General features: G+C 61.8%; 11 protein-coding genes. 9 read left to right on the top strand and 2 right to left on the bottom strand.

The window, feature by feature from the left end:
* Nucleotides 1-129: 129 nt before the first annotated feature.
* From psrA to ACZ0AI_RS10080, 8 genes are all read left to right on the top strand, one after another.
* A complete protein-coding gene (psrA, locus tag ACZ0AI_RS10115; protein ID WP_463566090.1) occupies nucleotides 130-1,221 on the top strand; it encodes an iron-containing alcohol dehydrogenase PsrA in 1,092 nt (363 codons plus the stop codon).
* A gap of 117 nt (nucleotides 1,222-1,338) precedes the next feature.
* Entirely contained in the window at nucleotides 1,339-2,637 is a 1,299-nt protein-coding gene (locus tag ACZ0AI_RS10110) for an MFS transporter (protein WP_179538342.1), read from the top strand.
* Between the two features lie 18 nt (nucleotides 2,638-2,655).
* Nucleotides 2,656-3,528, top strand: coding sequence for a LysR substrate-binding domain-containing protein (locus ACZ0AI_RS10105; RefSeq protein WP_463565635.1), 873 nt, complete (start codon nucleotides 2,656-2,658; stop codon nucleotides 3,526-3,528).
* A gap of 79 nt (nucleotides 3,529-3,607) precedes the next feature.
* On the top strand, nucleotides 3,608-4,435 hold the full coding sequence (gene phnX / locus ACZ0AI_RS10100) for a phosphonoacetaldehyde hydrolase (protein WP_179538340.1): 828 nt from the start codon (nucleotides 3,608-3,610) through the stop codon (nucleotides 4,433-4,435).
* A 96-nt stretch (nucleotides 4,436-4,531) separates the two neighbouring features.
* Nucleotides 4,532-6,052 (top strand): acetaldehyde dehydrogenase ExaC, encoded by a 1,521-nt coding sequence (exaC, locus tag ACZ0AI_RS10095; RefSeq protein ID WP_463565634.1) that lies wholly within the window; start codon nucleotides 4,532-4,534, stop codon nucleotides 6,050-6,052.
* 482 nt (nucleotides 6,053-6,534) lie between these two features.
* The gene (gene putA / locus ACZ0AI_RS10090) at nucleotides 6,535-9,711 is read left to right on the top strand and encodes a bifunctional proline dehydrogenase/L-glutamate gamma-semialdehyde dehydrogenase PutA (RefSeq protein WP_463565633.1); all 3,177 of its coding nucleotides are present in this window, start codon (nucleotides 6,535-6,537) and stop codon (nucleotides 9,709-9,711) included.
* Between the two features lie 184 nt (nucleotides 9,712-9,895).
* A complete protein-coding gene (putP, locus tag ACZ0AI_RS10085) occupies nucleotides 9,896-11,386 on the top strand; it encodes a sodium/proline symporter PutP (protein ID WP_463565632.1) in 1,491 nt (496 codons plus the stop codon).
* 101 nt (nucleotides 11,387-11,487) lie between these two features.
* The gene (locus ACZ0AI_RS10080; RefSeq protein WP_463565631.1) at nucleotides 11,488-11,700 is read left to right on the top strand and encodes a VF530 family protein; all 213 of its coding nucleotides are present in this window, start codon (nucleotides 11,488-11,490) and stop codon (nucleotides 11,698-11,700) included.
* Nucleotides 11,701-11,769: 69 nt separating this feature from the next.
* On the opposite strand, the gene ACZ0AI_RS10075 is transcribed toward ACZ0AI_RS10080, so the two are convergent.
* A complete protein-coding gene (locus ACZ0AI_RS10075) occupies nucleotides 11,770-14,877 on the bottom strand; it encodes a transglycosylase domain-containing protein (RefSeq protein ID WP_463565630.1) in 3,108 nt (1,035 codons plus the stop codon).
* 201 nt (nucleotides 14,878-15,078) lie between these two features.
* Between ACZ0AI_RS10075 and ACZ0AI_RS10070 the strand changes: the two genes are divergently transcribed.
* The gene (locus ACZ0AI_RS10070; protein ID WP_463566089.1) at nucleotides 15,079-15,900 is read left to right on the top strand and encodes an aldo/keto reductase; all 822 of its coding nucleotides are present in this window, start codon (nucleotides 15,079-15,081) and stop codon (nucleotides 15,898-15,900) included.
* A 295-nt stretch (nucleotides 15,901-16,195) separates the two neighbouring features.
* On the opposite strand, the gene rapA is transcribed toward ACZ0AI_RS10070, so the two are convergent.
* Nucleotides 16,196-19,039 carry an RNA polymerase-associated protein RapA gene (rapA, locus tag ACZ0AI_RS10065; RefSeq protein WP_463565629.1) on the bottom strand — a complete coding sequence of 948 codons (2,844 nt, stop codon included), beginning with the start codon at nucleotides 19,037-19,039 and terminating at the stop codon, nucleotides 16,196-16,198.
* Nucleotides 19,040-19,147: the final 108 nt, after the last annotated feature.

The following is a 19,147-nucleotide window of genomic DNA, read 5'->3' as shown; positions in this document are numbered from 1 at the left end:
GTGACGCACGTCTTCTCTACGACAAATGATATCGGCTCAGCCGATGCGGAGCTCGAATCAATCGATTTGAGCCGAATTAGCCTGGCGGCGAACATGGCCCCACATTCAAACAACAATAAAGGAACTGCCATGCCTGCCCACTTCCACAATCCAGTTGCTACCTATTTTGGTAGTGGCAGCCTGAGCCAGATCGCAGCGCTCACCGAAGGCCAGACGGTCGCCCTGGTGACTTTCCCCGAGGCGCGCGGTCTGGGTGTGATAGACAAGATCCAGGCGCTGTTGGGCGAGCGTCTGATTCATGTGGTGGAAGACGTGCAGCCTAACCCGGATGTCGCACAACTGAGTGCGACATACGAGCGTTTCTGGGCGCAGGCTGGCAGCTGCGAAACGGTGCTTGCGGTCGGTGGCGGCAGTGCCATCGACACCGCTAAAGCACTGATCGTCGGCACGGCGTCCGGGCGTTTTGATGAGCTGTTGACGCTGCTCGGCAGTGGCAAACCTTTCACACCTGCGCGCTGCAAGGCGCTAATCGCAGCGCCTACGACCGCAGGCACCGGTAGTGAAGTGACGCCATGGGCGACCATTTGGGACGCGGGGCAGCAAAAAAAGTATTCGCTGCATCTGGAGTGCACCTGGCCCAAAGCGGCAATCATCGATCCTGATCTCATGCTTACAGTCCCAGCCGGCGTGACGGTATCTACCGGGCTCGATGCACTGTCACATGCGCTGGAATCGATTTGGAACGTCAATGCCAATCCGATCTCCGACACCTTCGCGATTTCCGCGATTGAAGATATTCTCGAATGCCTGCCAGAGCTGCGCGAAAACCTGGGAAGCCGCGAACTACGTGCGCGCATGGCGCTGGCGGCACTCAAGGCCGGGATGGCCTTCTCCAATACCAAAACCGCGCTGGCTCATTCCATTTCCTATGAAATGACTCTACGCCACGGCCTGCCACACGGCATCGCATGCTCCTTCACCTTGCCCTACGTGCTGGGCCTGGCTTGGGGGCGAGATGCGGTTCGGGATCAGACACTACAGCGTGTGTTCGGGCCTGATCTCGCCGAGGCTCAAGCGCGCTTGCGCAGTTTCCTCCACCGCCTTGGCGTAAAGACCGAGTTCACCGACTACGGGGTGACGGAGGCCGAAGCGCAGGAGATGATCCTCTTTGCCATGCAAGGCGCTCGCGGTAAAAATTTCATCGGCTCGCGTGCCGCCTGATACACCGCCTACTCAACGTGGGCGGTTGTTAAGGCCGCCTGTTTCCTGTTGCACCGAATAAGAGTGCCGTTCCTTCAACAGCCTGGTTGGAGGAAGCGTAACAAGAAGGAAAATATGATGAATCGTGAGCATTCTCTGTCTGGTCTCGCTGTGCCCGCCAACCCATCCTTTCGCGTCGCTCAGTGGCGAATGTTGCTGGCGGCAATGTTCTGCTACCTGTTTTTTTATACCGGTCGGCAAACCTTTGGGTTCGCCATACCTGGCATGCAGGCCGAGTTTGGGCTGACCAAGGAGACGCTTGGCTGGATCTCCGCCGCCATGCTCTGGGCCTATGCCATTGGCCAGGCTATCAACGGTAACCTTGCGGATAAGTTTGGCGGCCGTCGCATCATGAGCCTCGGGGCCGTCCTGTCCTGTGGCGCGAACTGGATAACCAGTTTTGCCACAGGCTTTATGAGCCTAATTCTGCCTTGGGGGCTCAATGGCTACTTTCAGGCGCTTGGCTGGGCGCCTGGCAGCCGGCTGCTTTCCAACTGGTGGGGCGTTCATGAGCGCGGCAAGGTGTATGGCTTTTATGTGTTCGCAGCCGGCTGCGCCTCAATCCTCTCTTACGTCACTTCGATAGTAGTACTGGAAGTACTGCAATTGGAGTGGCGCTGGATTTTTCGTCTGCCAGTACTGCTAATGCTGGCAGGGGGGATTCTGTTCTTCATCATTGCTCGAGAGCGTCCGCAGGATCTCGGTTTTGAGCCATTGACCGATACCGGTGTGGCAAACAAGGACGATGTCTCGCAAGAGGCCTCTGTCGACGAAGTAGAGACCTCAGCGCAGCGCTACAAGGCGGTTTTGAAGAACGCACGCCTGATCATTGCGGCTGTTTCGCTAGGCTTCCAGAACGCCGCGCGCTACGGCCTGATCGTCTGGGTGCCGGTGCACTTTCTAGGTGCCGACTGGAAAAGCGGTGACGGCTGGATCGACCCCAAGTGGATTACGGTGGCCCTGCCGGTCGGCATGGCTGTGGGCGCGCTAAGCAATGGCTGGGTCTCGGATAAACTTTTCGGCTCCAAGCGTTACAAGGCAATCATGCTATACATGGTTCTCGGTGCAGCCACCAGCTTGTGGATGTGGAGTCTACCGGCACACAGCACCATTGGCCTGGTCGCTCTGTTCCTCTGCGGTTTCTTTGTTTACGGCCCGGCATCCAGCTTCTGGGCGCTGTGCCCGGACTTGGTCGGCGCCAAGCGCGCGGGTACCGCAACCGGGATCATGAATTTCTCTTCCTACCTGTTCGCGGGTCTCGCTGAACCGCTGATTGGCGGAATACTGGACAGCACTGGTAATACCTCGTTGATCTTCGTAGTAGTCGCCATCGCTTGTGGCTGCAGTGCGCTGGTCGCCCTGTTCGTGCGGCGCTGAGAACCGGAGTACAGAGCGATGTTTCAGTATCACAAGTGGTTGCGTTCCTTTCATGCGGTGGCCAGAACCGGTAGCTTCACATCTGCTGCTGAGTACCTGAGCGTAGGGCAGCCGACGGTTAGCGAACAGGTCTGCGCATTGGAGAACATGTTCTCCGTCGAGCTGTTCCATCGTCGCGGCCGGTTCATCGAAATGAGCGCAGCTGGGCGTCAGCTGTACGCGATCACTCAGGGGGTGTTTGGCCAAGAAGAAGAGGCCATGCAATTACTGCAGAGCTTTCGGCAGCGTAAGGCAGGAATGCTGCGCCTTGGCGCGGTATCTCCCCCCATCGCCATGAGTCTTACCTACGCCCTGATGCAGCAATACCCGGATGTGGAGCTGGAAACGTCTTTTTCTTCAGAGCACGAGACGCTCGAAAGGCTCTACAACTTCGATATCGATGTGGCGATCCTGGCGCTTTCGGAGTTCGATCATCGCCTGCACACACAGCTCTATCGGCGCTATCCGATTGTCGGCGTGGTTCGCGATGACCATCCGTGGGCTGGTCTGGAGCAGGTTCGAATTGAGCAGATTCGCGGCGAACGGGTGGTCTTGCGCGAACGCGGCTCGCGCACCAGGCAGTTGGTGGAGGAAGCCTGTCAGCGAGCCGGTATCGAGCTGGACTGCGCGATGCAACTCAACAGCCGGGAGGCAATCGTGCATGCCATTGCTCAAGGAATCGGCATCGGCTTCGTGTCGGCGGTCGAGTATGCAGAAACGCCTGGCACCCGGCCGATCACCTTCGTCGACCACCCGTTTCATATCGAATACCACCTGTGCTGCCTGGGCATACGTCGTAACCGACCGATGATCGCCGAGCTGTTCGAGAGCAGCTTACCGCCACCGACCTGATTGCAACCGAATTCATAACCCAGCCTGCCCTGCCGACGGGGAGGACAGGCCTCACTCATCCTTCGTTTGGAGATACACCATGAACTACAAGCAGCCCACTCAATTGCAAGCCGCGATTCTCGACTGGGCAGGTACCGTCGTCGACTTCGGTTCTTTCGCCCCAACGCAGATCTTCGTTGAAGCCTTCGGCGAGTTCGGCGTCGAGGTTTCCCTTGAGGAAGCGCGCGGGCCCATGGGCATGGGTAAGTGGGATCACATCCGCACGCTCTGCGACCTGCCTGCCGTTGCCGAGCGTTACCGCGCGAAGTTTGATCGAACTCCGACCGATGCTGACGTGACAGCCATCTACGAGCGTTTCATGCCGCTGCAGATAGCCAAGATCGGCCTGCACTCTGCATTGATTCCCGGTGCATTGGATGCCATTGCGGCGTTGCGCGAAAAGGGTCTGAAGATCGGCACCTGCTCCGGCTATCCGGCGGTAGTGATGGCCAAGGTCGTGGAGCTGGCTCGGCACAATGGTTACGTGCCGGATCACGTCGTAGCCACCGACGAAGTGCCCAATGGTCGCCCCTATCCGGCTCAGTCACTGGCCAACGTCATCGCGCTTGGTATCAGCGATGTAGCAGCCTGCGTGAAGGTCGACGATACCTGGCCTGGCATTCTGGAAGGCCGCAGCGCTGGCATGTGGACAGTGGCACTGACCTGTTCGGGCAATGCCCTTGGCATGACGTATGAGCAGTACAAGAACACGCCTCAGGACAAGCTGGATCAGGAGCGCATTCGCATTGGCCGCATGCTGGAAGGCTCGCGTCCACACTACTTGATCGACACCATCGCCGATCTGCCAGCGGTGATCGATGACATCAACGCCCGCCTGTTGAGAGGCGAGGTGCCGCAAAACACCTGAGCCCTGCACGATGTATCTCTGGGGCTGTCGGCAAAGGCTGACTGCCCCACACTCGGTCGCGATGTAGCGGCCAACCGACAATAAGAGGTGATCACCATGATCTACGTAAACCCTGGATTACCTGGCGCCGTCGTCACCCTCAAGCCGCGCTACGGCAACTACATCGGTGGCGAATTCGTCGCGCCAGTCGCGGGCCAGTACTTCACCAACACCAGCCCGGTGGATGCCTCGGTGATCGGCGAATTCCCTCGCTCCGACGCCAAGGACATCGACAAGGCGCTGGACGCTGCCCATGCCGCCGCCGATGCCTGGGGCAAAACCTCGGTGCAGGATCGCGCGCTGGTTCTGCTGAAGATTGCCGACCGCATCGAAGCCAACCTTGAACTGCTCGCCGTGGCGGAAACCTGGGACAACGGCAAGGCCGTGCGCGAGACCCTAAACGCTGACGTGCCGCTGGCCGCCGACCACTTCCGTTATTTCGCCGGCTGCATTCGCGCTCAGGAAGGCAGCGCAGCGGAGATCAACGAACACACCGCTTCCTATCACTTCCACGAACCGCTGGGCGTGGTCGGGCAGATCATCCCCTGGAACTTCCCGCTGCTGATGGCCGCCTGGAAGCTCGCGCCAGCCCTGGCGGCCGGCAACTGCGTGGTACTCAAACCTGCCGAGCAGACGCCGCTGTCGATCACCGTATTCGCCGAACTGGTCGGTGATCTGCTGCCGCCGGGCGTGCTCAACATCGTTCAGGGTTATGGCCGTGAAGCCGGCGAGGCGCTAGCCACCAGCACGCGCATCGCCAAGATCGCTTTCACCGGCTCCACGCCGGTCGGCTCGCACATCATGAAGTGCGCTGCCGCCAACATCATCCCGAGCACCGTGGAGCTGGGCGGCAAGTCGCCGAACGTGTTCTTCGAAGACATCATGCAGGCCGAGCCGGCGTTTATCGAGAAGGCCGCCGAAGGCCTGGTGCTGGCCTTCTTCAACCAGGGCGAGGTGTGTACCTGTCCGTCCCGCGCGCTGGTGCAGGAGTCGATTTTCGAGCCGTTCATGGTCGAGGTGATGAAGAAGATCAAGGTCATCAAGCGCGGCAACCCGCTGGATACCGAAACCATGGTCGGCGCCCAGGCGTCGCAGCAGCAGTACGACAAGATCCTCAGCTACCTGGAGATCGCCCAGCAGGAAGGTGCCGAGCTGCTCGCCGGCGGCGCCACCGAGAAGCTCGAGGGCGACCTGGCCAGCGGTTATTACATCCAGCCGACCCTACTCAAGGGCACCAACAAGATGCGCGTATTCCAGGAGGAGATCTTCGGCCCGGTGGTCGGCGTGACCACCTTCAAGGATGAAGCCGAGGCCCTGGCCATCGCCAACGACACCGAGTTCGGCCTGGGCGCCGGCGTGTGGACGCGCGACATCAACCGCGCCTACCGCATGGGCCGTGGCATCAAGGCCGGCCGCGTATGGACCAACTGCTACCACCTGTACCCGGCGCACGCTGCCTTTGGCGGCTACAAAAAGTCCGGGGTCGGGCGTGAAACCCACAAAATGATGCTCGACCACTATCAGCAGACCAAGAACCTGCTGATCAGCTACGACATCAATCCGCTGGGCTTCTTCTAAACGGTGCCAGACAAAACCTGCTAAGCAGGTTTTGTCTCAATCTCCAAGCGACCGATTTTGGCCCAGGCTGTGTAAAAACGCTTTTGAGCACACAGGGCGCCTGAAACAGAGCTAAAAATCAAGCCTCTATGCGAAACCTTGGTCTGCTGAGCTAGCGACAGCTCTTAGGTTTTACGCTGGTGTATGTAGTTCGGTTTGGGTAGAGCCTTTTTACACACACACATACCGGGCCGAAAGCTGGCCTTATAATTAGCTGTTGTTGAGCAAGTGGCATTCAGCTCCGCGGCGTCCCACCTACCTGCACGTCACCCTCCAGAGCTTTCCACAAAAACTCCAGAGCTTTCCGCAAGAAGCCATCACCCATCTACCTCTACATTCCGTCATCCGCTTCTGCGTTATGAGGTCGCCAGATACCCGTATCTGAGCTAGACCCAAAGCAGGGGTATCCCACAGATAATCTGCATAACAAGAGGATGGGCGTGATGTTCAAAGCCAGTCACGTCTTGCACCAGGAGTTCCTTGACCGGATCTCCGCTGCTAAGGCCGCCGATTTTTTCCCTGTCATCAGCGCCAACTACAGCGTTGACGAGGCAGCCTATCTCGGCGAACTGCTGCAGCTGGCCGATCCCGGTGCTGCCGGTATCGAGGCCGTTCGTCAGCAGGCGCGCAGCCTGATTCAGGACGTGCGTGGTCGCGACAACGCAGTCGATACCCTCGATGCGCTGCTGCGTCAGTACAGCCTGGATACCCAGGAAGGCCTGATGCTGATGTGCTTGGCCGAAGCGCTGTTGCGGGTGCCGGATGCTGCCACCGCTGATGCCTTGATCCGCGACAAGCTCAACGCCGCCGAGTGGGAGCGCCACCTGGGCAAGAGCGACAGCGTGCTGGTCAACTTCGCGGCCTGGGGCCTGGTGATGACTGGCAAGGTGGTCGATCCGCAGACCAGCGATGGCCGCCCGAAGAAGGTGCTCGGGCGCCTCATTCAGCGTTCTGGTGAGCCGGTGATCCGCGCGGCCATGAACCAGGCCATGAAGCTCATGGGCAAGCAATTCGTGCTCGGCCGTACCATCAGCGAAGCGCTGAAGAACGGCCGCCCGGAGCGCGAGAAGGGCTACACCTATTCCTTCGACATGCTCGGCGAAGCGGCATTGACCGCCGAAGACGCCGAGAAGTACATGGCCGACTACCGCAAGGCTATCGACACCGTGGGTGCCGAACCGCAGGTCGGCCCAGGCCCGAAGCCATCGATCTCGATCAAGCTCTCGGCACTGCACCCGCGTTACGAAGTGGCCCAGCGCGAGCGCGTGCTCACCGAGCTGTTCGCCAACGTGCGCGAGCTGGTGATCCGCGCGCGCAAGCTGAACGTCGGGATTTCCGTGGACGCCGAGGAGGCGGATCGCCTCGAACTGTCCCTGGAACTCTACGAGAAGCTGCTGCGTGATCCGGCCGTTGCCGGCTGGGGCGAGTTCGGTCTGGTGATTCAGGCCTACTCCAAGCGCTGTCTGCCGGTGCTGGTCTGGCTGACCCTGCTGGGCAGGGAGCTCGGCGAGAAGATGCCGCTGCGCCTGGTCAAGGGGGCCTACTGGGACAGCGAGATCAAGCAGTGCCAGGTGTGGGGCCTCGATGGCTACCCGGTATTCACCCGCAAGGAAGGCACCGATACCTCCTATCTGGCTTGCGCTCGCTACCTGCTCAGCGAATTCACCCGCGGCGTGATCTACCCGCAGTTCGCCAGCCACAACGCGCACACCGTCAGCTGCATCCTGGCCATGGCTGCCGAGCAGTCGTCGCCGCGCGAGTTCGAGTTCCAGCGCCTGCACGGCATGGGCGATGCGCTGTACGACACGGTGCTGGAAAAGCACAGTAAAACCGTACGCATTTACGCGCCGGTGGGTGCTCACAAGGATTTGCTGCCGTACCTGGTGCGTCGTCTGCTGGAGAACGGTGCCAACTCGTCGTTCGTGCACCAACTGGTCGACCCGAGCGTGCCGGTCGAATCGCTGATCGATCACCCGGTCACCCAACTGAGCAAATTCGCCAGCCTCGGCAATAACAAAATCCCACTCCCGCCGGCGCTGTACGGGGGCACACGGAAAAACTCTCAGGGCATCAACATGAACATCCAGAAATCGCTGACCGAGCTCGAAAACGCCTACAAGCCGCAACTCGACCGTCAATGGCAGGCTGCCCCTGTGATTAACGGCCAGACCCTGAGCGGCACCGCCCAGGAAGTTCGCTGCCCCTTCGACCTGAACAAGGTGGTCGGCACAGCCCAGTTCGCCAGCGCCGCTCAGGCCGCCCAGGCGCTGGATGGCCTGGGCGCCGCCTGGCCGCGCTGGAATGCCGTCGCTATCGACGAGCGCGCCGGTATTCTCGAGCGCCTGGCTGACCTGCTGGAAAGCAACCGTGCCGAGCTGATGGCGCTGTGCACCGTGGAAGCCGGCAAGTCGATGCAGGATGGCATCGACGAAGTCCGCGAAGCGGTGGATTTCTGCCGTTACTACGCACAGCAAGCGCGCCTCAAGCTGGGCCGCGAAGAACTCAAGGGCCCGACCGGCGAGCGCAACGAGCTGTTCCATGAAGGCCGCGGAATTTTCGTCTGCGTCAGCCCGTGGAACTTCCCGCTGGCCATTTACCTCGGCCAGATCAGCGCCGCTCTGGTGGCAGGTAACGTGGTGCTGGCCAAACCGGCCGAGCAGACCAGCCTGATCGCCGCTCGTGCCCTGGAGCTGATGTTCGAAGCCGGCCTGCCGAAGGATGTGATCGCCTTCCTACCGGGCGACGGTGCCACCCTGGGCGGCGTGTTCTGCCGCGACCCGCGCGTCGCAGGCGTGTGCTTCACCGGTTCTACCGACACAGCACGGATCATCAACCGTCAGTTGGCCGAGAAGGACGGCATGATTGCCACCCTGATCGCCGAGACCGGCGGCCAGAACGCCATGATCGTCGACTCCACCGCACTGCCCGAGCAAGTGGTCAAGGATGCCGTCGGCTCGGCCTTCACCAGCGCCGGTCAGCGCTGCTCGGCACTGCGCGTGCTGTATGTGCAGCGTGATATCGCCGACCGGGTGATCGACCTGCTCAAGGGCGCCATGGCCGAACTGAAGATCGGCCCGACCCATCTGCGCGAGAACGATATCGGTCCGGTGATCGATGCTGAGGCCCGTGAAGGTTTGCTGGCGCATATCAATCAGCTCAAGGGCGAAGGCAAGCTGATTGCCGAAGCCTCGCTGCGTGCCGATCTGAACGGCCACTTCATCGCACCGGTCGCTTTCGAGATCGGCGGTATTCACGAGCTGAAGAAGGAACAGTTCGGCCCGGTGCTGCACGTGGTGCGCTTCGACGCGGGCGATCTGGAAAAAGTGGTCGCGGCGATCAACGCCACCGGCTATGGATTGACCCTTGGCATCCACAGCCGAAACGAGGAAACTGCCGCCCGCATCGAAGCCCTGGCACGGGTCGGCAACCTGTACGTGAACCGCAACCAGATCGGTGCGGTGGTCGGCGTACAGCCGTTCGGCGGCTGCGGCCTGTCCGGTACCGGCCCGAAAGCCGGTGGCCCGAGCTACCTGTTGCGCTTCGTCAACGAGCGCACCACCTCGGTGAACACTACTGCGGTGGGCGGAAACGCCTCACTGCTGTCGCTGGGCGACGAGTGATACCAACGGGCAGAAATCATCAGGTTTCTGCCCGTTTTGCTATTGGGGGCGTATGCCCCGAATCGGTAATGCCACCAGCAGAGTGGCATGCCTGGAGCGCGACCGTGACCGATGGTCGTGATGTGCCAACTGGGCCGGGTAACCCCCGGTTCGAATAAAAACAAACGAGAGGGGCATTCCCCAAATGACTGCAAGTACTCCCATGCTGGTCACCTTCGTGGTCTATATCCTGGCCATGGTGCTGATCGGCTTCATCGCCTACCGCGCGACCAAGAACTTCTCCGACTATATCCTCGGTGGCCGCAGCCTCGGCAGTTTCGTCACCGCACTGTCGGCTGGTGCCTCGGATATGAGCGGCTGGCTGCTGATGGGCCTGCCGGGCGCGATCTTCATCGCCGGTATTTCCGAAAGCTGGATCGCCATTGGCCTGATCCTCGGTGCCTGGCTGAACTGGCTGTTCGTCGCCGGTCGCCTGCGTGTGCATACCGAGCACAACAACAATGCGCTGACCCTGCCGGACTTCTTTACCCACCGCTTTGAAGACAACAGCAAGCTGCTGCGGATTTTTTCGGCGCTGGTCATTCTGGTGTTCTTCACCATCTACTGCGCCTCGGGCGTGGTGGCCGGTGCGCGGCTGTTCGAGTCGACCTTCGGCATGAGCTACGACACGGCCCTGTGGGTCGGCGCGGCAGCGACCATCCTCTATGTGTTCGTCGGTGGTTTTCTGGCGGTGAGTTGGACGGACACCGTGCAGGCGACGCTGATGATTTTCGCGCTGCTGATCACCCCGGTATTCGTCATCCTCGCCCTTGGCGATTTCGATGCTGCCATGGTGACCATCGAGCAGGCCAATCCGGCCAATTTCGACATGTTCCGCGGCCTGTCCTTCGTCGCCATCATCTCGTTGCTGGCCTGGGGGCTGGGTTATTTCGGCCAGCCGCACATCCTGGTGCGCTTCATGGCCGCTGACTCGGTCAAGTCGATACCGGCCGCGCGCCGCATCGGCATGACCTGGATGATCCTCAGCCTGGGTGGTGCGGTAGCCGTTGGTTTCTTCGGTATCGCCTACTTCGCCAACAACCCGGCGCTGGCCGGCCCGGTGACCGAGAACAGCGAACGCGTGTTCATCGAATTGACCAAGATTCTCTTCAATCCCTGGGTTGCCGGCCTGATCCTGTCTGCCATTCTTGCGGCGGTAATGAGCACCCTGAGCTGTCAGTTGCTGGTCTCGTCCAGCGCCCTGACCGAAGATTTCTACAAGGCGTTCCTGCGTAAGGATGCCAGCCAGACCGAACTGGTCTGGGTCGGTCGTGGCATGGTGCTGTTGATTGCGCTGGTGGCCATCGGTATCGCCTCCAATCCGGATAGCAAAGTGCTGGGCCTGGTGTCTTACGCGTGGGCCGGTTTCGGTGCGGCCTTCGGTCCGGTGGTGATTCTGTCCCTGGTATGGAAAGGTATGACCCGCAACGGCGCGCTGGCCGGCATGGTGGTCGGTGCGGTAACCGTGGTGGTGTGGAAGAACTTCATTGGGTTGGGCCTGTACGAGATCATCCCAGGCTTCATTTTCGCCACCCTGGCTATCGTGGTGTTCAGCAAGATCGGTCGCCCGGCAACGCCGACGATGGTCAAGCGCTTCGACGAGGCCGAGAAGGAGTATCAGGACGCGCACCTCTGATCGCTGTCTGATTATTCGCTTGGCAAAAGGCCCGGACTCATCTCCGGGCCTTTTCGTTAGCGCTGTCTGTTAAGCTGCCGCGCCGCGATAGGGAGACCACCATGAGCACATCCAAAGACCCGCTTCACGGCTTGACGCTACAGGCCATTCTGACCGATCTGGTCGAACACTATGGCTGGGACGGTTTGGCTGAACGCATCGATATCCGCTGCTTCAAGAGCGACCCGAGCATCAAGTCGAGCCTGACCTTTCTGCGCAAGACGCCCTGGGCACGGGAAAAGGTCGAAGCGCTGTACCTGAAGCTCAAGCGCTAGCTTTTCCCGTTATTCTACGGCCGTGCGCCATCCTACCGAGGAGAGGCTGCGCACCCATCCTAAGGCTATCTATCGCCCCAACTGCGCGGTCTGCTGTGACGCCGGGGCGCACAGGGTGTGAGCGCCCGGTTGCAGGTAGGGCGTGAGGATCGGCGCCATGCCCTTGAGCACCTGTACCGGCAGCGCCGAGGTGAAGCGGAAGTTCTCCGCCGCACGGCCCGGCACGAAAGCGGTGAGGGTGCCGAAATGATCCGGGCCGAGAAAGAACACGAAGGTGGCAGTGCGGTTCTGTACCCGTGAGCTAGTCACTTGGCCAGTGCGGGCCACACTGCTCAGGCGATTGTCGCCGGTGCCGGTTTTGCCACCGAGAGTCAACGGACTGCCATCGGCCAGGGTGAAGGTACCTTGCAGGCGTCGCGCCGTACCGCCCTCTACGACCTGAGAAAGCGCTTCGCGCAGCGCGGCAGCGACTTCCGGCGCCATGACCCGTCTGCCGGGTTCCTGTACATGACCCAGGCGTGTTTCGTAGGGCGTATTGGCGGCGAAGTGCAGGCTGTCGATGCGCACGGTAGGCAAGCGCATCCCGTCGTTCTGAATGATGCCGATCAGCTCGGCCAGCGCTGCCGGTCGATCACCGGAGCTGCCGATGGCGGTGGCCAGCGACGGTACCAGGTGCTCGAAGGGGTAGCCCAGGTTCTGCCAGCGCTGGTGGATATCCAGGAACGCTTCGACTTCCAGCATGATGCGGATGCGGCTGTCCCGGGCGCTTTTATGGCGGCTCTTGAATAGCCAGCCGTAGACCTCCTGACGTTCGTCGAGGCTGGCGGTTACGGCGTCGCCGAAAGTGGCCTGGGGATGATCGCTCAGGTAGGCGAGTAGCCACAGCTCCAGCGGATGCACCCGGGCGATATAGCCCTGATCCGGCAGGCTGAAGGCGCCCGGCCCATAGCGCGTGTACAGCTCATTGATGCGTTTGTCGCTGACCTTCACGCTAGGCAAGTGGGCTTTGATGAAGCTGGCGAAAGTCGCCTGGTCAACGTCGGGCATCAGGTAGCGGTGTACCGCTGCCAAGCGCGTGTCGGTGAGGCGCAGGCCGCCGATAAAAGTGTCCAGACGCTGCTGGGCGGATTGGCCCTGGTACTTGCGCCAGAAGCGCAGTAGAAAGGTGGTGCCTTCGCGGTCGGCGAAGTGGCTCAGGTATGCCCGGCGGCGTGGATCGCTATCGTCTCTGAGCAGTTCGGCGCTGTTACCCGGTGCCTGGTAGGTGCTGTAGCGCACCAGATCACGCATCAGGCGGATGAACGGCAGGTTGATCGATTCACGCAAGGACTCACGCAGGGTCGGCAGTCGGCCGTTGTCCTCGCGGCGGAAGTTGCCAAAGGTGTGCAGGCCGCCGCCGGTGAAGAAACGCTCATTGGGGCTGGCCGAGTAACGGCGCTCCAGGGCAGCCTCCAGCATGCTGGAGAGATCGCTGGCCGGGTTGCGGCTGAGGTAGTCGATGGCCCAGCGGCTGAGCAGATCCTGATCGGCGACCTCCACGCTGCGCAATTGGGCGGGCGTCTGCCCGGCATGGCGCTGGTGCAGTTCGGCAATCATCTCCAGATAAGTCGCCAAAACCCGAAGTTTTGCGGTGGAGCCCAGTTCCAGTTTGCTGCCCTCGTTGATATCGAAGGGCTGGTTGGTGTTGTCGGTCTGCACTCGCACTTGGTTGCCGCTGGGTGTGCGTTCGAACAGGGTGAAGCTGTAGCGCACGTCAGCGGTTTTGCTGGGTGACAGCAGGCGGTCGCCGAACAGGCCGACGCTTTCAGCGAATGCGGGGTCGGCGAGCTGTTCGAGGTAGAGGCTGACCTGCTGCTGCAGATCCGAATTTAGGCTGGAGCGCGCATCCAGATCGAGACGGTCGAGTCTGTAGTAGGACAGATTGAGCAGGCCGGCCAACCGCGCCCGGGCCATGCTGATGCCTTTGTCACTATCAACGCGTTGCAGGTTGGGGTCGGTCTGCCAGTCGCGGTAGATCACTTGCTGCGCCAGAGCGGCATCACGTAGGTCTTCATCGAGAACACCGCCGCTGGCCAGCAGGCGCAGATGGCTGTCAGTCAGCTCGGCGAGCTCATCACGACCTTTCGACAGGTAGTACGAGGGCCGGCGCTGGGCGATCATCAGCGACAGTACCTGGCGCAGTGCCAATCCCCGCTTGGCCAAGCTGGTATCGTTCGAGCGCTGCGGGTCGAGCAGGCGGTTGGTGGCGGCGAAATCGGCGCCGTACCAGATGCGCAGGCCGTCAGCCAGGCCGTGCACCTCGCCGTGCCCCGGCGCAGCCGAAAGCGGCACGCTGTTGAGGTAATCACGCACGATGTTCTGCCGGGCTTCGAGGGTGTGCGGGCCGCCCTGATAGGCGCGCACGCTGGCCGAGACCATCTGCCGCAATTTCTCCGCTGGCGCATGGGTGATGCCATCTGGCGAATGCCGGTACTTCTCCAGTTGCGTGGCCAGGGTACTGCCGCCGGCAGACTGATCCTGCATGCCGACATACTTGCCGATCTGCGAGAGCGCCGCCTTGCTGAAGCGCGGCCAGTCCACCGCCGGGTTGGCTTCGGCAGGTTCGCTCGCCAGCAGCTTGCGATCCTCGATGAACAGCAGGCTGCCAACCACCAGTGGTGGGATGGCGGTGAAGCTCGGGTAGCGTTGCCGTGGATTGCGCACGGTGTAGAAGGGTGAGCCACGGCAGTCTTCGATGTTGACCCCGGTCTGCGACTTTTCTGCGAAGGGCGGAAAGAGGCCCCTTTCGGCGTACGCCATCAGCGCCGGAGAAAAATGACTCTGCTGCAACACCTCGAAGCCCCTGCTCTGCAGACGTTCGACGAGGGTGGGCAGATGGCTGTAGCCCATGCGCTGATCGAAGGGGCCAGCGCCCGGGTAGATGATGGCGTCGCTGGGGCCGTTTTCGACCTGATAGGTCAGTTGTGCGGCGTAGCGGCTCAGTTCACTGGACTGGAAGTAGGCGGTGCGCAGCTCATAGATCAGCAGGGCTGCGCCGATCAACAGCAGGAGCAGCAGGATGACGCCGACGGCCCAGCGCACAGGGTGGGACTGCCGCCGGGTTTCGAGCTGCACCGCGGTAGCGGCTTTGCGCTCGCTTACAGGCTGTGCTGAGTCGGATCGCCATAGTGCGCCCATAGTGAAGTGGCCCTGGCTTGTCCTTTATCTTTAGCGTAGTCGTTGAGCGGTGTCGTGCTCTGTCCGCTGAACAGAAAACTCGTGTCGGAACATGAACGGCGACTTTTGGCGGGTGCTCTACGCTGGGCGTGACCCGCTGGCGTATGACCTGAACCCGCGAGTGTCCGGCGGGTCAGGATGCAATCAGCAGGAGGAACCATGATGCGAACACTTGAATTGGCCGGCACTCAGGTACCGGTGATAGGCCAGGGCACTTGGCGGATGGGTGAGAATCCGGGCCAGCGGCGGGTCGAGGTAGCGGCGTTGCGTGAAGGTATTGAGCGCGGCCTGCGCCTTATCGATACGGCCGAGATGTATGGCGAGGGCGGCGCGGAGGAGGTGGTCGGCGAGGCGCTCGTTGGCAGGCGTGATCAGGTGTTTCTGGTCAGCAAGGTCTACCCGCACAACGCCAGCCGTGCTGGCGTGGCGGCGGCCTGTGAGCGCAGCCTGAAGCGCTTGGGCACCGATCATCTCGACTTGTATCTGTTGCACTGGCGCGGGCAATACCCGCTGGCGGAAACGGTAGAGGCTTTCGAGCGCCTGCGCGAGCAGGGCAAGATCGGCCGCTGGGGCGTGTCTAACTTTGATCTCAATGACCTGGAAGAACTCGGTGACCCAGCCTGTGCCACCAACCAGGTGCTCTACAACCCGCAAGAGCGCGGTGTGGAGTTCGACTTGTTGCCGTGGCAGCAACGCCAGGGTATGCCTTTGATGGCTTACTGTCCGCTGGGGCAGGGCGGGGCGTTGCTGGCCAACCGGGCCATATGTCAGGTCGCGGAGCAGCATGGCGTGAGCGCTGCGCAAGTGGCGTTGGCCTGGGCGCTTCGCCATCCGGGTGTGTTGGTGATTCCCAAAGCCGGTGACCCGCAGCATCTGGCCGAAAATGCCGCCGCCGCCGACCTGCAGCTCAGCGAAGCCGATTTGCAGGTGATTGACAGCGCCTACCCCGCGCCAGGGCGCAAACAGAGGTTGCAGATGGTGTAGGGGAGGTTGGAGCGCAAGGTGGGCGTCGGATGGCGTTGAGCGAAGCGATACCCATCAAGAGCCGTGCATCGAGCCCCGATAGCGCGGCAAGGCCACGGTCAATTCGCCCCTAGGTCGGGGCTCCCACAGGGTGGGTGATACACGCGACCCTGGTAGGAGCCGCGCCCCCGCGGCGAATGGCGCAGGCAGCAGCAAATGTGCGGCAAGGCTGCAGTCGATTTCTGCTATAGGGCGACATTCTTCGCGCAGCGCTGAAGCCAATCTCACCCTCCGCAAAGAGGGCGAGATTAATGCCTCAACCCGCGACCAGCACCCGAATGGCTTCCAGGCGCAGGGCGGCCTTGTCGAGCATGGCCAGGCCCTGTTCGCGTTGCTCACGCAGGGCTACCAGTTCGCTGTCGCGCACGCTCGGGTTGACTGCTTGCAGGGCGGTCAGGCGGGCGAGTTCTTCGTCCAGCTCGGCAGCCAGGCGACGCTTGGCTTCGCTGACGCGTTCGACATGGCGTGGCTGGATCTTCGCTTCACCGGCCGCGATCTGCGGGTTGAGCGCATCACGCTGCGCCTGTACGAACTTGTTGGCGCTGGCCCGGGGCACGCTTTCCAGCTGATCGTTTAGGGTTTCGAAGGAGACCTTGCTGGCCAGATCGTTGCCATTGCCATCGAGCAGGCAGCGCAGCGCCGCCGGCGGCAGGTAACGACCCAACTGCAGGCTGCGCGGCGCAACCACTTCGCTGACGTAGAGCAGCTCGAGCAGCACGGTGCCGGGCTTGAGCGCCTTGTTCTTGATCAGCGCCACCGAGGTGTTGCCCATCGAGCCGGAGCGCACCAGATCCATGCCGCCCTGCACCATGGGGTGTTCCCAGGTCAGGAACTGCATGTCTTCGCGCGACAGCGCCAGGTCACGGTCGTAAGTGATGGTCACGCCTTCGTCGTCGCCGAGCGGGAAGCTGGCATCGAGCATCTTCTCGCTGGGGCGCAGGATCAGCGCGTTGTCCGAGTGATCTTCGCTGTCGATACCGAAGGCGTCGAACAGTTGCTCCATGTACATCGGCAGGGCGAACTGGTCGTCCTGCTCGAGGATCGCTTCGACCAGCGCTTCGCCTTCACCGGCACCACCTGAGTTGAGTTCCAGCAGACGGTCGCGGCCCGCATGCAGTTCGCTTTCCAGGCGCTGGCGCTCGGTGGTGGCTTCGTCGATCAGCGTTTGCCACTGACCATCGTCGGCGTTTTCCAGCATCGGCAGCAGGCGGCTACCGAACTGGTGCTGCAGGGCGTTGCCGGTCGGGCAGGTGGCCAGGAAGGCGTTCAGCGCCTGGTGATACCACTGGAACAGACGCTCTTGCGGGCTGTTTTCCATGTACGGCACGTGCACCTGAATCTTGTGCTTCTGGCCGATACGGTCGAGGCGGCCGATACGCTGCTCGAGCAGATCCGGGTGCGCAGGCAGATCGAACAGCACCAGGTGATGGGCGAACTGGAAGTTGCGGCCTTCACTGCCGATTTCCGAGCAGATCAGCACCTGGGCACCGAATTCTTCGTCGGCGAAGTAGGCGGCGGCGCGGTCACGCTCGAGGATGCTCATGCCCTCGTGGAACACCGTGGCCGGGATGCCGGAGCGGACGCGCAGGGCGTCTTCCAGATCCATGGCGGTCTCGGCGTGGGCGCAGATGACCAGTACCTTGAATTTCTTGAGCATCTTCAGGGTGTCGATCAGCCACTCGACACGCGGATCGAAGCGCCACCAGCGTTGATCTTCCTCGATGTCCGCCTGGCCCTGGTAGCTGACTTCCGGGTACAGCTCGGCATGCTCGCCCAGCGGCAGCTCCATGTACTCGTCGGGGCTCGGCAGCGCGTAGGCGTGCAGTTCGCGTTCGGGGAAACCCTGCACCGCGGCGCGGGTGTTGCGGAACAGCAGGCGGCCGGTGCCGTGACGGTCGAGCAGTTCGCGGGTAAGGCGGGCGCTGGCTTCGATATCGCCGTCGGCGACCGCGGCGAGCAGGGCTTCACCCTCGGCACCCAGGAAACCCTGGATGGTCTTGTGGGCGGCGGCGGACAGGCGACCCTTGTCGAGCAGCTCCTGTACGGCTTCGGCGACCGGCTGGTAGTTGGCGCTTTCGGCGCGGAACGCCGCCAGATCATGGAAGCGGTTCGGGTCGAGCAGGCGCAGACGTGCGAAGTGGCTGTCCTGGCCGAGCTGTTCGGGGGTGGCGGTGAGCAGCAGCACGCCTGGGATCACTTCGGACAGCTGTTCGACCAGGCTGTATTCGCGGCTGGCCTTTTCCGGGTGCCAGACCAGGTGGTGGGCTTCATCGACCACCATCAGATCCCAGCCGGCGGCGAACAGCGCGTCTTGGGCCTTTTCGTCTTCGCAGAGCCATTCCAGAGCGACCAGCGCCAATTGCGCGTCTTCGAACGGATTGCTGGCATCGCTTTCGATGAAGCGTTCGGCGTCGAACAGCGCCACTTCCAGGTTGAAGCGCCGGCGCATTTCCACCAGCCACTGGTGCTGCAGGTTTTCCGGTACCAGGATCAGCACGCGGTTGGCGCGCCCCGAGAGCAGTTGGCGATGAATCACCAGGCCGGCTTCGATGGTCTTGCCCAGGCCCACTTCGTCGGCCAGCAGAACGCGCGGGGCGATCCGGTCGGCGACTTCACGGGCGATGTGCAGCTGGTGGGCGATAGGTTGTGCACGCACGCCGCCCAGGCCCCACAGCGAGGATTGCACCTGCTTGCTGGTGAACTCCAGCGTGCGGTAGCGCAGCGAGAACCAGGGCAGCGGGTCGATCTGCCCGGCGAACAGGCGGTCGCTGGCGAGACGGAACTGAATGAAGTTGGACAGCTGGGTTTCCGGCAGGGTGACGTTCTGGTTCTGCGCGTCGAGGCCATGGTAGACCAGCAGGCCATCGACATCGTCGACTTCGCGCACGGTCAGCTTCCAGCCTTCGAAGTGGGTGATCTCGTCGCCCGGAGAGAAACGCACGCGGGTCAGTGGCGCATTGCGGGTTGCGTACTGGCGGGTTTCTCCCGTGGCCGGGTAGAGCACGGTGAGCATGCGGCCGTCCTGCATGAGGATGGTTCCCAAGCCCAGTTCCGCTTCGCTGTCGCTGATCCAGCGTTGCCCCGGTTGATACTCCGCCATGCTGCCTGTCTCCACCTGTGAAAAAGCCGGCTATGGTAACGGAAACGCCGGGCCTCGGCCAAAGGTGCATGGTGCGGATTTGGCACTTACTGACGGATACCCGGTCAG

It is taken from the genome of Pseudomonas sp. AC355 (assembly GCF_979258205.1).
The sequence above is the reverse complement of the archived record's forward strand: the minus strand, read 5'-3'. Positions and strand labels throughout refer to the sequence as shown.